The following is a 12,226-nucleotide window of genomic DNA, read 5'->3' as shown; positions in this document are numbered from 1 at the left end:
CCACACTCCGCGGCGCGGGTCACGCCTTCGTCCACCGGACCGCCTGCCGTCCACAACGCAGGGGACAGAGGTGACGGACGGGACCCCTGAGGTGCGACGATGACCCCATGGGCACTCCGCGGTTCCTCACGCTGGCCGACGTGGCCGAGGCGCTGAACACCTCGAGCGCACAGGTCTACGCCATGGTGCGCCGCGGCGAGATCGCCGCCATCAAGATCGGCGGGCGGGGTCAGTGGCGCGTCGAGGCCGACAAGCTGGAGGAGTACATCGCGCGGATGTACACCGAGACCGCCGAGTTCGTCGCCCAGCATCCCTTCCTGGAGAGCGAGTCCGAGGCCGGCATCGACTGAATCCTCGGCTCACCCGGCTTCGAGACGTTCGCAGAGCGACCTCCTCAACCGCCGGTGGTGGGGAGGTAGGTGGTCGAGGAGCCCCGCGAGGAACGAGCGGGGCGTCTCGAACCCCGGCCCGTCCTCGCTCAGCCGACCTCGGCGGCGAGCTTCACCTTCGCCGTCCGTTCGTCACCGCCGCGCAGGTAGGTCACCTCGATCGTGTCTCCCGGCTGGTGCGTGCGGATATTGACGATCAGCGAGATCCCGTCGGTGACCCGCACCCCCTCGACGGCGACGACGATGTCGCCCGACTCCAGGCCGGCGTCGTCGGCAGGTGCTCCGGAGGACACCTCGTCGATCGTGGCCCCGATGAGCGTCTGCGTGCCCGCGGTGCGCACCTGCGCACCGATCACGGGGTAGCGCGCCTCACCCGTCTTGAGGATCTGGTCGGCGGTCACGCGCACCTGTTCGACCGGGATGGCGAAGCCGACGCCGATGTTGCCCGACTGCGCGCCCATGCTGCCGCCGCCCGCCGTCGCGATAGCGGTGTTCACGCCGACCACCTGGCCGGCGAGGTTCACCAGCGGGCCGCCCGAGTTGCCGGGGTTGATCGCGGCATCGGTCTGCACGGCGTTGATGTAGGAGGAGACGTCGCCCAGGGCGCCGGTGGTCACCGGACGGTTCAGCGCGCTCACGATGCCGGCGGTCACCGTCGAGCTGAGGCCGAGCGGCGACCCGATCGCGACCACGCCATCCCCGACACGCAACTGCTCGGCGGCGCCCAGCGCCGCGGGCTCCAGGCCGTCGGCGTCGGGCAAGAAGAGCACCGCGAGGTCGTAGACGGGGCTACGACCGACCAGCTGGGCGTCGTAGCGCTCACCCTCGGAATCGACGACCTGGATCTGGCCGTCCTCGTCGGCGGCGCCCTCCACCACGTGGTTGTTGGTGACGATGTGTCCCTGCTTGTCGAGCACGAAGCCCGAACCGGTCGCGCTGTCGCCCGCGCTGCCCGCCTCGGCGAAGATCTGAACCGTGCTCGGCAACAGCGCCTCGGCCACCGCGGCCACGCCGCCGGGCTTGACCGGCGGCAGGTCGGCCAGGTCGACGTCGGCCAGGCCGCCCTCGTAGCGACCGACACCTCCGGGACCCTCGATGCGGTCGTAGATCGCGCTGCCGGCCAGCCCGCCGGCGATCCCGACCAGCAGGGCGGTGGCGCCCACCGAGAGCAGACGGCGGCGCGGGCGCGCCGGCACGTCGGCCAGGAACGGCGACGTCGCGGCAGTCCGCGGGGGCGCATAGTCGTGCCAGGCCACCGGCCCCTGGGCGAGCACCGGCCCCTGCGCGTACGGCCGGGGTGGATAGGGCTGCTGGTATCCCGACTGATGCGGGGGCTGAGGGGGCGCCGCGTGCTGGCCTGGCGGCCGATAGCCGTCCTGCGCCTCTGACCGACCACTGCTCGAGTCGACCGGGCCCGCGGTCGGCACCGTCCCGGGCGGCGCGGCGGTCGGCGCCGGCCAGGCGGGGTCGACGGGCGTGCCCTCGGGCGTCGTCATGCCGTCGGTGGGCGAGGACTCGACGCCCGCTGCCTCGCTCGTTCTCTCCGCGGACTCAAGACCATCGTCGCCCGCGGAGTGCCGCGGGGTCGGGTCGTCGTGCTCGCCATTCACCCGGTCATCTTCGCAAGGCCCTGGTCACCCCGACGGCGGTGCCCAGGGCCTGACGAGCCACGGGGGCGCTCAGGGCGTGAGGCGGGGCAGCTTGACGGGGTGCGGGGCCGGCGTGGAGATCTGGGCCGGCGGCGTCCGACGCTCGGGTACGTCGGCCGGAGCCGTGCCCAGTGCGAGAACGCCCATCACCGCCGCACCGACGGCGCTTCCCCCGATCGCGACCAGTCCGGCCGTGCGGCGCGGACGCCGGTCGGGGCTCTGCGACATCGCGAGCAGCACGTCGCCCGGGGGCATCCCGAGCAGTGACCCTTTGAGGCGCTCGGACGCACCGAGCTCGTCGTCGGGGTCGACCGAGAGCCCGGCGAGCCGGGTCTTGATCCAGCCCTCGCGCTCCACCTGGTCGCGACATATGTGGCACAGGTGCACGTGCGCCCACGCCCGCTCGGTCTCCTCGGCGCCGAGCTGGCCGTCGAGGAGCGCACTGACGCGGTGACCCAGGTGACCGCCGATCACGCGCGCGCTCCCCGGGGGCCCTCGGGCACGGTCGGCGCCGGGCCGGCGTACCTCTCCCGGCCCGACGTCGGCGCGCGGTGGGCCAGCGCCTCGCGCAACAGGGCGCGGCCGCGGTGGATCCGCGAGCGGACCGTGCCGAGCTTCGCGCCGAGCACCTCGGCGATCTCCTCATAGCTGAGGTCCTCGACGTCGCACAGCACGACGGCCGCGCGGAAGTCCGGCGGCAGCGTGGCCAACGCTCGCTCGACGTCGTCGTCGAAGGTCTGCGCGTCCAGCGCGTCGTCGGGGCTGGGGCCGGCGCTGCGCAACCGGTCGGCACGCTCGTCGGAGAGGGCGTCGAAGCGGATGCGCTGGCGGCGGCGCGCCTGGTCGAGGAAGAGGTTGGTGGTGATGCGGTGGAGCCAGCCCTCGAAGGTGCCCGGGGTGTAGGTGGAGAGCGAGCGGAAGACCCGGACGAAGACCTCCTGGGTGAGGTCCTCGGCGTCGTGACGGTTGCCCGTCAGACGATAGGCGAGCCGGTAGACCCGGTCGGAGTGCTGCTCGACGATCTCCTGCCACGACGGCAGCGCGTCCTCACGCGGCGTGGCCGAGGTGGCCGGCGGGACGGCGGGCGTGCGCTCCATGAGCTTCACGGTAGGGATCCTTGCTGAGGTTTGCCTGTGAGTGACCTGCATCCTGTCCAACGATCCAGTCGGGCCCGGTGTTCCGGCCGTGTTCCCCCACGTCCGTCGGGCCGTCGAGCACCGGCGCGGTCGTCCCCCGCGCGAAGCACGGTTCGCGCTACGGTGCGTGCCATGTCGACCCCCACCGAGCCGATCGCCACGGAGAGCTGGATCTACGCGGAGAACTTCGTGGCCGAGGATGCCGTGCTCGCTGCGGCGCGGGCCCGGGCCGACGAGGTGGGCGTCGTCGGCATCGGGGCGGGGGCAGGGGCCGCACTCTCGTTCCTGGCCTCGGTGATCGAGGCACGTGCCGTGGTCGAGGTCGGCACGGGCACCGGCGTCTCCGGCCTCTGGTTGCTGCGCGGCATGCGCGCCGACGGCGTCCTCACCACGGTGGACCTGGAGGCCGAGCACCAGCGCCTGGCCCGCGAGACCTTCACCGAGGCCGGCATCGCCTCCCAGCGGGTGCGCACCATCGCCGGGTCCGCTCTCGACGTCCTGCCGCGACTGACCGACGGCCACTACGACATCGTCTTCTGCGACGGCGACAAGGCCGAGTACGGCGCCTACCTCGACGAGGCCCTCCGCCTGCTGCGCCCCGGCGGCGTGGTGGCCTTCGACAACGCCCTGTGGCACGACCGGGTCGCCGACCCCTCACGTCGCGACGAGGAGACGGTCGTCATCCGCGACCTCGGTCGTCGCATCGCCGAGGACGAGAACCTCGTGCCGTTGCTGCTGCCCGTCGGAGACGGCCTGCTGCTCGCCAAGAAGGTCTGGGTCCCCGAGGCCTGATCCGGCAGGTCGGCAGATCCCTGCTCGCAACCGCTCAGGACGTGCCGACGCCGGCCAGCGGGTCGGCGCTGCCGAGCCAGGTGAGCAGCGCGCGAGCACCGAAGCCCGTCGGGCCCTTGGTCCACTCGTGCCGCTCCTCGGGGGCATCGCCCACGGAGGCGACGTCGAGGTGCGCCCACGGAACGGGGCCGCCGGGGCCACGCACGAAGTGCTGGAGGAACAGCGCCGCCATGATCGCCTGCGGGCCCGACGGGCCGTTGTCGGCGTCGGCCACCTTCGAGGCGAGCTTCTCCTCGTACGCGGGGTGGAGCGGGAAGCGCCACAGCGGTTCGCCCGCCTGCTCCGCGGCGGAGAAGACAGCGTCGGCGAGGGCATCGTCGTTGGCGAAGAGACCGCCGACCTGCTGGCCCAGGGCGACCTTGATGCCTCCGGTGAGCGTCGCGACGTCGACGACGGCGGCGGGCTTCAGCTCACGCACGGCATAGGCGAGGGCGTCGCCGAGCACCAGGCGCCCCTCGGCGTCGGTGTTGGTGACCTCGGTGGTGCGTCCGCCGTAGTGACGCAGCACGTCGCCGGGGCGCGTGGCGCTCCCGGAGATCGCGTTCTCGGCCGACGGCACGAGTCCGACGACCTTCACCGGGCAGCCGACGGCGTGCAGCGCGGCCATCGTGGCGAGGACGACGGCACCGCCCGTCATGTCGCGCTTCATCGTCTCCATGCCCTGGGCGGGCTTGATGGAGATGCCTCCGGAGTCGAAGGTGATGCCCTTGCCGACCAGGACGACGGTCGGGGTGCGACGGCCTGCCTTGGGAGGGGTGTAGTCCAGACGGATGAGCCGCGGCGGGGACACCGAGCCCTGGCCGACACCGAGGATGCCGCCGAACCCCTCGTTCTCCAGCTCGTGCTCGTCCCATACCCGCAGCGTCAGGTCGTGCCGCTCGGCGAGCAGCGCTGCCTGCTCGGCCATCCAGGCGGGGTTCTTCAGGTTCGAGGGCACCGTCGCGAGGTGGCGGGCGTACCAGCCCGCACCTGCCAGGGCGACGGCGCGGCGCAGCGCGGCGTCGTCGGCGACATCGTGCTCCCGGCCAGCCAGGACGACGCGCGTCACCGGACGCTCGACGGCCGGGGGCGGCGCGGAGCGCCAGGAGAACCCGAAGGAGGCCAGGCTGAGCCCGACGACGACGCCCTCGATCCCGTGCTCGGCGTCCAGGCCGGCGAGCGTGGTCGCGACGGCGACGCGCCCACGGCACGGCCGCGCGAGCGCGGCTGCGGCTCGCCGCAGGTCGGTCGGGGTGGCGTCGCCGACACCGACGAGCACGACGAGGCGCAGGTCGGGGTTGTCAGGCGCGCCGAGCGCGAGCGGGATCGTCGCGGTCTCGCCGGTACGACCGGTCAGTCCGGACGCCTCGGCCAGCGCGAGGAGATCGACGCCCAGGGCCTCGCCGAGATCGGCCGCGCCCGGGCCGAGCAGTACCGCCGCCTCACCGGGCGCTCCCTCGTCGGGAGTGATCGGGGCAGGCAGCACCGGAAGCGCGACGACGTCGACCCCGCCGACGCCGTGCCGGGGGCCGGCGGAGAGAGCGAAGCCGGGCGCGCCCACCTGCGGCGGCAGCACCCCCGACGTCGGCGAGGTCACCGCGCCGCGATCGGGAGCTGGGGTCTTCGACGCGGACCGCACGAGCAGCGCGTCAGCCGACGACGGCCTTGAGGGCATCCCCCAGCGCGCCGGCTTCCTCGGCATTCAGCTCGACGACGAGGCGACCGCCGCCTTCGAGGGGCACGCGCATCACGATGCCGCGGCCTTCCTTGGTGACTTCCAGCGGACCGTCGCCGGTCCGGGGCTTCATCGCCGCCATGGGGACCTCTTCCTCATCAGATGCCGAACGCGTCGCTGGACGGCGCCCGTGGCCGTCCGGCTCGACCATTATCGCCCATCGGGCGAAGCGGACGCACCTCCGGTGCGCCCGGGTGCCTCAGGTGCCGCTCCCGGGCACCCACCGCTCACCCGCGTCGATCGCTCGGCGGGCTCCGAACAGGTGCAGGATCTGGCGCGGAACCGTCGTGGAGAGGTGTCGTCGAGAGGGTCGCGCCGCGTACTCCACCGTGTGTGCCGAACCGGCGAAGTTCTGGTTGAACCACATGGTCAGCGTGCCGTGGCAGGTGCCCCCGCAGTCGAAGCGACGGCGCGGAAGATGCAGCTGCGCGGCGATCCGGCGGGCGAAGGCGGCGTCCTTGGTGTCGGTGTCCACGCCGTACAACGGCTGGTGGAAGCTCAGCAACCGGTCCGGACGCACACGTCTCAGGAAGCGCATCAATGCCCGGGTCTCCGGCTCCGAGGCCGGCCCTGCGCCGGACTCGTAGCGCCCGTCGAGATCGACCCAGCGGTAGGGGAAGTTGCGGTTGAGGTCGACACCTCGGCGGTTGGCTCGGGCGCCCGCCGCCAACCCGTCGGGGTTGGGGCTCGGCACGACCCACAGGTCCAGACCGACGATCGGCGGGCCTGCGATGAGACCGCGCGCGATCGCACGGACGTCGCCCTCGTCGCCGTGCATACTCGTCACCACGACGACCGTGGGCACATCGGCGTCGACCTCCCCGACGAGTGCGTCGCCGAGGCGGTACGCCGAGATCGGTCGGCCCTGCACAGAGTGCCCGATGACCACCCGCTCGGCTCCCTGACCGACGCGAGCCGACGCTCCGGCGACCTGCTCGGCGACCGACGGTGGCGCACCGGCCGCCACGCTCGCGAGCGCCAGGATCCCCACGAGACCGTTCCTCGTGCGGGGCACGGCTCTCACACAGCGCTGACGAGGTAGGCGTAGGTGAAGTAGGCGGCGCCGCCCACCATCCCCAGGTGCCCCAGCAGGGAGAGCCCCGGTCCGCCGGTCCAGGAGTCGGCGAGCGCCTCGTCGGCGGAGTGCCGCCCACGACTCGGCAGCCAGCGCGCCAGCAGCAGGACCCCCGCGACCGCGACGACCCACCACAGCGCGAGGGAGACCAGACCGATCAGCGTGGTGGTGTCCTCGCTGAGCCGATCGCCGCTGGCCAGGAAGACGACCCAGCTGACCAACGCCAGCGCGCCGGCACCGGTGTGGACCGCGACCGGGGCGCGCGCGATGTCGACGCGACCGCCCCCCCTCGCGGTACGGCGCAGACGCAGGCGGGTGAGCACGACCACGACGGCGGCCAAGGCCGTCAGCACCCACACCACCACGGTCTGCGACATGCGAGGGAGTCTCTCAGAGTGCGCCGGAGGGTCCCTGGTGACCCGCGTCGTCGTCCTCCGCGACCGGCCCGCCGTCGAGCTGCCGCGCCACGCGATCGAGCAGCGCGTCGACGTCGTCCATGCGGTAGCCGCGCAGGACGACGGGGAATCGCACCCGCCGAAGGTGCTCGCCGGTGAGCGGGAGGGTGCCATCGCGTCCGACGCTGCCGGGGAGCACGTCCGGGCGATCGCCGTGCTCGACGGCCATCGGCGCGCCGCGGCCGGCCGCCACCGCGGCGACCGCGCCGAGCACGAGGATCGCGACGATCGCGCAGAGCCAGACCACGACGTCAGCCCCGGTGCTGGTCGCGGGCGTCGACCATCAGGGCCACCGCCTCGTCCAGATCGTCGGTGACCAGGAGCCGGTCGAGGTCGCCGGGCGACATCTTGCCGTCAGCGGTGACGGTCTCGCGCAGCCAGTCGACCAACCCACCCCAGTAGCGGGTGCCCACGAGGGCGACCGGGAACTCGGTGATCTTCTGCGTCTGCGCCAAGGTCAACGCCTCGAACATCTCGTCCAGCGTGCCCAACCCGCCTGGCAGCACGATGTAGCCCTGGGAGTACTTCACGAACATCGTCTTGCGGGCGAAGAAGTACCGGAAGTTGATGCCGACGTCGACCCACTCGTTGAGGCCGGACTCGAACGGCAACTCGATACCGAGCCCGACGCTGACGCCGCCCGCCTGGCTGGCTCCCTTGTTGGCGGCCTCCATGGCTCCGGGCCCGCCGCCGGTGATCACGGCGAAGTCGGCCTCGACGAGCTTGCGCGCCACCTCTTCGCCGAGCGCGTAGAAGGGATCGTCCGGCTTGGTGCGCGCCGATCCGAAGACCGCGATGGCCGGCCCCAGTTCGGCGAGGGCGCCGAAGCCCTCGACGAACTCCGCCTGGATGCGGAGTACCCGCCAGGGATCGGTGTGCACCCAGTCGCTCGGGCCACGTGAGTCCAGCAGGCGCTGGTCGGTGGTGGTGCCGTCGACCTGCGCGCGGCGCTGGATGATCGGGCCCTTGTGCTTGGCCATCAGCTGTCCTCTCCACTCAACCAGGCGCGGAGGGTGGCCTCGCAGCGCTCGATGTCGGCGAGCGGCACGTGCTCCTCCTGCTTGTGTGCCAGCATCGGGTCTCCCGGACCGAAGTTGACAGCAGGCACGCCGAGCGCGGTGAAGCGGGCGACGTCGGTCCACCCGAACTTGGGGTTCACCTCGCCGCCGACGGCGTCGACGAAGGCGCGCGCGGCCGGTCGGTCGAGCCCGGGGAGAGCGCCGGGGCTGGAGTCGGTCAAGCGGACCTCGAAGCCGTCGAAGAACTCCCGCACGAACGCCTCGGCCTCGGCCTCGCTCCGGTCCGGCGCGAACCGGTGGTTGACCTCGACGACGCACTCGTCGGGCAGCACGTTGCCGGCCACCCCGCCGCGGATGAACACCGCGTTCAGCCCCTCGTGGTACTCCAGCCCGTCGATCACCGGACGGCGGGCCTGGTAGCCGGCGAGCCGGTTCAGCACCTCGGCGGCACCGTGGATGGCGTTCACTCCGCGCCACGACCGCGCGCTGTGCGCCCGCTCCCCGCGGCTGACGACCTCCACGCGCAGCGTGCCCTGGCACCCGGCCTCCACGACGGCGTTGGAGGGCTCCATCAGGATCGCGAAGTCCGCCTCCAGGAGCTCGGGATCGCTCTCGGCGAGCAGCCGCAGCCCGTTGTACTGCGCGTCGATCTCCTCGGCCTCGTAGAGGATGTAGGTGACGTCGCGCACCGGCTGGGGCAGCGTCGCGGCCAGCCGCAGGATGACGCCGTCGCCACCCTTCATGTCGCAGGTCCCGAGGCCGTGAAGCAGGCCGGCGGCCTCGTCGAGACGGCTCGGCAGGTTGTCGTTGACGGGCACGGTGTCGAGATGGCCCGCGATCACGACCCGCTCACCGTGACCCAGTCGGGTGCGCGCCACGATGGTGTGGCCGCGGCGCACGACGTCGAGGTGCGGGAGGCCGCGCAGGGCGTCCTCGACGGCGTCGGCGATCTGCTGCTCGTCGCGGCTCACCGACTCGATGTCGACGAGCTGTCGGGTGATGCCGACGGCGTCCTGGCTGAGGTCGAGCGTGGGGCGTGCGGACATGACCCTCAGTCAAGCAGGGCGCCGCGCCGTCTCCGCGAGCGGTGAGGGCCGCGGGACACGGAGCAGAGGCGGACACATCGCCGACACCTCACGCACGCATTCACGTCAGGTCGGCGATGCCCGGTGCCGATAGAAGAGGTCTCGATCTCACGGCCAGCACCGAAGGAGCACAACGATGTGCGACCACTCCCCCGCCTGTCCCGAGGCCCAGTCGCCCGACTGCGCCTGCGCCCACGTCGTCGTCGATCACAGCGAGCAGGGTTGGTGCCGACTCTGCAACGGCGTGATCCTCTTCAGCGACGGCGGCTACCTCACGCCGGACGGCCACGCCTCCCGGCTGCAGCGCACGGCCTGATCCGACCTCGGCCCCTCCCGGTCGGCCGACGGGCGCCGCGGGTTCAGCCGGGCGGTTCGGGGAACACGCAGAACTCGTTGCCCTCCGGGTCCGCGAGCACGCTCCACCGCGGCATGTCCCACAGCAGTGTGGCGCCTGCCGCCGTGAACTCGGCGACGTCGCCGAAGACGTCCCAGTGCAGGCGGTTCTTGACCGTCTTCGGTTCCGGGACGTCGACGAAGACCCAGGCCTCGAACGGCATGCCTGGCACACCCTCGAGCCAGCGCCAGCCCTGACCCTCGTCGCGTGCCTCGACGCCGAAGCGCTGCGCCCACCAGGCCGCGATCGACGCCGAATCGACCGAGTCCACGCAGAGCTCGTAGATGCGGTAATCCGCCACGGTCGGCCGTCCGAACGCACACAGTTCGCCGCCCTCGGGATCGGCGAGCACCGTCCACCGCTCGAGCTCCTCCACGACGGTCGCGCCCGCAGCGATCAGGCTCGCGATGTCGGCGGTGTGGACGTCGAGATGCACCCGGTGCTTGGCGGCCTTCGGCTCCGGCACCGGGCAGAGCGCGATGCCGGCACCGGTGTGGTCCACCAGATCGCCCGGCGATCCCGGCGTCGACGGCGGTGCTATCCGCAGACCGGTCGCCGTCGCCCAGAAGGCCTCCATCGCCGAGTAGTCGGTGCCCTCGGTGACGTCGAGGCAGAGTTCGTGCCATCGCGCGGTCATCGACCGAGGCTACGCCGGCAGGAACCGCCTGCGCCCCCTCCCGTCAGTGCTCCTGCGGCCGGTACCGCGATCTGCTCGCATGAACGCTGTAGCCGAGAATGAGGGCCAGGTAGGCACCCAAGGCGATCCAGAGGACTGGGCCGACGGACGGATCGGCCCGCCGGGAGACGAGCGCCGTCCAGGCGAGCAGCGTCGTCAGGAGAGTCATGGTGGCCGTGCCGACCAGCCACAGGTCGTGTCCCATCATCGTGCGCATCCGCTGCTCGCGGTCGGGGGTCGCGGTCCACCAGTCCTTGTGCGGGACGTTCATCCAGGCCGTCGATGTCGACCGCATCGTCCGACCGAGCCACGCCATGAGGCCGCCCATCGCGACACCGAGCACCGCGAAGAAGAACAGCGCGAGCCCGCGCGACGCCGTCCGGTCGACCTCGCCGGCGACGTCGAAGTGCATCGGCACGACCGCGGGGAAGCGCACCGCCGCGAGCACCCACGCCGCAACGTAGGCGGCGCAACTCACCGCGAAGGCGCGCCGCACCATCACCAGTGCTCCAGGGAGGCGCCGAAGATGGCGGCGAGGTCCTCGTCGGTGACGGCCTTCGGCGCCGTCGCCAGGAGCCGCTGCTGCTTCAACGCGCCCTCGACCAGGTCGTCGACGTCGCCCTCGCCGAATCCGACCGCGGCGAGGCCGTTGGGGATGCCGACGTCGCGCATGAGGCGCGCGATCGCCGCGGGCAGTGCGTCGGCGTCGCCGGCCGGCAGGTCGGGCGCGAGCAGCTGTGCCGCGCGCAGATGGCGCTCGGGAGCGGCGTCGAAGGTGAAGCGGAACGCCTCGGGCGCCGTCAGGGAGACCGCCATGCCGTGCGGCACGATGGCGGCGTCCTGCGGGTAGCCGTCGGGGCGGTACTCGCGGACACGACCCGCGATCGGGTAGGCGTTCGCATGCGGGATATGCACGCCGGCGTTGCCGAAGCCGAGACCGGCGAAGGTCGCGGCCAGGGCCATCTGCTCGCGCGCCCGGACGTCGCCGCCGTCGCGCACGGCCTCGCGGAACGAACCGGCCAGCAAGGTCAGCGCCTTCTCCGACCACATGTCGGCGATCGGGTTCGAGCCGCAGTACGGCACGCGTTGCTCGGGTGCCTTGGCCTCGAAGTCGCCGAACCACTTGGCGGTGTAGCTCTCCAGCGCGTGGCAGAGGATGTCGAGCCCCGAGGCCGCGGTGACCATCGCAGGCTGGGTCATCGTCAGCGTCGGGTCGACGACGGCGAGGCGTGGGCGGAGCGCTGGATGGCTGATGCCGGTCTTCACTTGGAGGCTCAGGACGTCGAGCACACAGATCGTGGTGCTCTCACTGCCGGTGCCGGTCGTCGTGGGCACCGCGACCAGCGGGAGCAGCGGCTGCGTCGGGGCGAGGCCCTTGCCGACCGGCGCGTTGAGGTAGTCGAACAGGTCGCCCGGATTGGTGGTCAGCAGGTTGACGGCCTTGGCGGTGTCGATCGCCGACCCGCCGCCGACCGCCACGACGGCGTCGAACGGCCCGGCGTCGCGGGCGAAGGCGATCGCCTCGAGCATCGACTCGTCGGTCGGCTCGACGCGGGCGCCGTCGAACAGGACGACCTCGATGCCGGACCGGCCGATCTCCTCGGCGATCCGGGCTGGAACCCCGGTCGCGGCCACCCCGGCGTCGGTGACGAGCAGGGTGCGACGGGCGCCGAAGACCGCCAGGTCGTGGCCGATCTCTGCCGAGGCACCCGAGCCGAACTTGAGGGCCGGCGCGGCGTAGGTGAAGACGGTCTCGCTCACCCCGACACCCTAGTGTCGCGG

Annotated in this window: 16 protein-coding genes; 3 read left to right on the top strand and 13 right to left on the bottom strand. The window is 72.3% G+C overall.

Annotation, left to right across the window (positions count from 1 at the left end):
• The first annotated feature begins 107 nt into the window (after positions 1 to 107).
• Positions 108 to 350 (top strand): helix-turn-helix domain-containing protein, encoded by a 243-nt coding sequence (locus KSO97_RS01875; RefSeq protein WP_232676160.1) that lies wholly within the window; start codon positions 108 to 110, stop codon positions 348 to 350.
• A gap of 128 nt (positions 351 to 478) precedes the next feature.
• On the opposite strand, the gene KSO97_RS01870 is transcribed toward KSO97_RS01875, so the two are convergent.
• From KSO97_RS01870 to sigE, 3 genes are all read right to left on the bottom strand, one after another.
• On the bottom strand, positions 479 to 1,999 hold the full coding sequence (locus KSO97_RS01870; RefSeq protein ID WP_232676159.1) for a S1C family serine protease: 1,521 nt from the start codon (positions 1,997 to 1,999) through the stop codon (positions 479 to 481).
• A 69-nt stretch (positions 2,000 to 2,068) separates the two neighbouring features.
• Entirely contained in the window at positions 2,069 to 2,512 is a 444-nt protein-coding gene (locus KSO97_RS01865; protein WP_232676158.1) for a hypothetical protein, read from the bottom strand.
• On the bottom strand, positions 2,509 to 3,135 hold the full coding sequence (sigE, locus tag KSO97_RS01860) for an RNA polymerase sigma factor SigE (RefSeq protein WP_232676157.1): 627 nt from the start codon (positions 3,133 to 3,135) through the stop codon (positions 2,509 to 2,511). The genes KSO97_RS01865 and sigE overlap by 4 nt, the downstream gene beginning before the upstream one ends.
• 171 nt (positions 3,136 to 3,306) lie before the next feature.
• On the opposite strand from sigE, the gene KSO97_RS01855 reads away from it, so the two are divergent.
• Positions 3,307 to 3,966 (top strand): O-methyltransferase, encoded by a 660-nt coding sequence (locus tag KSO97_RS01855; protein ID WP_232676156.1) that lies wholly within the window; start codon positions 3,307 to 3,309, stop codon positions 3,964 to 3,966.
• 34 nt (positions 3,967 to 4,000) lie between these two features.
• On the opposite strand, the gene KSO97_RS01850 is transcribed toward KSO97_RS01855, so the two are convergent.
• From KSO97_RS01850 to dapE, 7 genes are all read right to left on the bottom strand, one after another.
• Positions 4,001 to 5,602, bottom strand: a complete 1,602-nt coding sequence (locus KSO97_RS01850) for a M17 family metallopeptidase (RefSeq protein WP_232676155.1) — start codon at positions 5,600 to 5,602, stop codon at positions 4,001 to 4,003.
• 52 nt (positions 5,603 to 5,654) lie between these two features.
• Positions 5,655 to 5,822 (bottom strand): DUF3117 domain-containing protein, encoded by a 168-nt coding sequence (locus tag KSO97_RS01845; RefSeq protein WP_166191440.1) that lies wholly within the window; start codon positions 5,820 to 5,822, stop codon positions 5,655 to 5,657.
• 117 nt (positions 5,823 to 5,939) lie between these two features.
• Positions 5,940 to 6,731: a M14 family zinc carboxypeptidase gene (locus tag KSO97_RS01840; protein ID WP_232676154.1), complete on the bottom strand. Its 792-nt coding sequence runs from the start codon at positions 6,729 to 6,731 to the stop codon at positions 5,940 to 5,942.
• A gap of 29 nt (positions 6,732 to 6,760) precedes the next feature.
• Positions 6,761 to 7,192 (bottom strand): hypothetical protein, encoded by a 432-nt coding sequence (locus tag KSO97_RS01835; protein WP_232676153.1) that lies wholly within the window; start codon positions 7,190 to 7,192, stop codon positions 6,761 to 6,763.
• Between the two features lie 13 nt (positions 7,193 to 7,205).
• Positions 7,206 to 7,517 carry a DivIVA domain-containing protein gene (locus KSO97_RS01830; protein WP_232676151.1) on the bottom strand — a complete coding sequence of 104 codons (312 nt, stop codon included), beginning with the start codon at positions 7,515 to 7,517 and terminating at the stop codon, positions 7,206 to 7,208.
• Between the two features lie 4 nt (positions 7,518 to 7,521).
• Positions 7,522 to 8,250, bottom strand: a complete 729-nt coding sequence (locus KSO97_RS01825) for a TIGR00730 family Rossman fold protein (protein ID WP_232676149.1) — start codon at positions 8,248 to 8,250, stop codon at positions 7,522 to 7,524.
• Positions 8,250 to 9,335, bottom strand: a complete 1,086-nt coding sequence (gene dapE, locus KSO97_RS01820; protein WP_232676147.1) for a succinyl-diaminopimelate desuccinylase — start codon at positions 9,333 to 9,335, stop codon at positions 8,250 to 8,252. Before dapE ends, KSO97_RS01825 begins: the two co-directional genes overlap by 1 nt.
• 175 nt (positions 9,336 to 9,510) lie before the next feature.
• Between dapE and KSO97_RS01815 the strand changes: the two genes are divergently transcribed.
• Entirely contained in the window at positions 9,511 to 9,690 is a 180-nt protein-coding gene (locus KSO97_RS01815) for a DUF5999 family protein (protein WP_232676145.1), read from the top strand.
• Between the two features lie 43 nt (positions 9,691 to 9,733).
• Here the strand turns inward: KSO97_RS01815 and KSO97_RS01810 are convergent, their stop codons facing one another.
• The 3 genes from KSO97_RS01810 to KSO97_RS01800 are packed head-to-tail and all read right to left on the bottom strand — an operon-like array spanning position 9,734 to position 12,205.
• Positions 9,734 to 10,405, bottom strand: a complete 672-nt coding sequence (locus tag KSO97_RS01810; protein WP_232676143.1) for a VOC family protein — start codon at positions 10,403 to 10,405, stop codon at positions 9,734 to 9,736.
• Between the two features lie 43 nt (positions 10,406 to 10,448).
• Positions 10,449 to 10,943 carry a DUF1648 domain-containing protein gene (locus tag KSO97_RS01805; protein WP_232676486.1) on the bottom strand — a complete coding sequence of 165 codons (495 nt, stop codon included), beginning with the start codon at positions 10,941 to 10,943 and terminating at the stop codon, positions 10,449 to 10,451.
• Positions 10,943 to 12,205 carry a hydroxyacid-oxoacid transhydrogenase gene (locus KSO97_RS01800; protein ID WP_232676141.1) on the bottom strand — a complete coding sequence of 421 codons (1,263 nt, stop codon included), beginning with the start codon at positions 12,203 to 12,205 and terminating at the stop codon, positions 10,943 to 10,945. Before KSO97_RS01800 ends, KSO97_RS01805 begins: the two co-directional genes overlap by 1 nt.
• Positions 12,206 to 12,226: the final 21 nt, after the last annotated feature.

This window comes from Nocardioides sp. R-C-SC26, from assembly GCF_021246465.1.
In the GTDB taxonomy this organism is placed as follows: Bacteria; Actinomycetota; Actinomycetes; order Propionibacteriales; family Nocardioidaceae; genus Nocardioides.
Note: the sequence above shows the minus strand (reverse complement) of the source record. Positions and strands in the feature narration are given on the sequence as shown.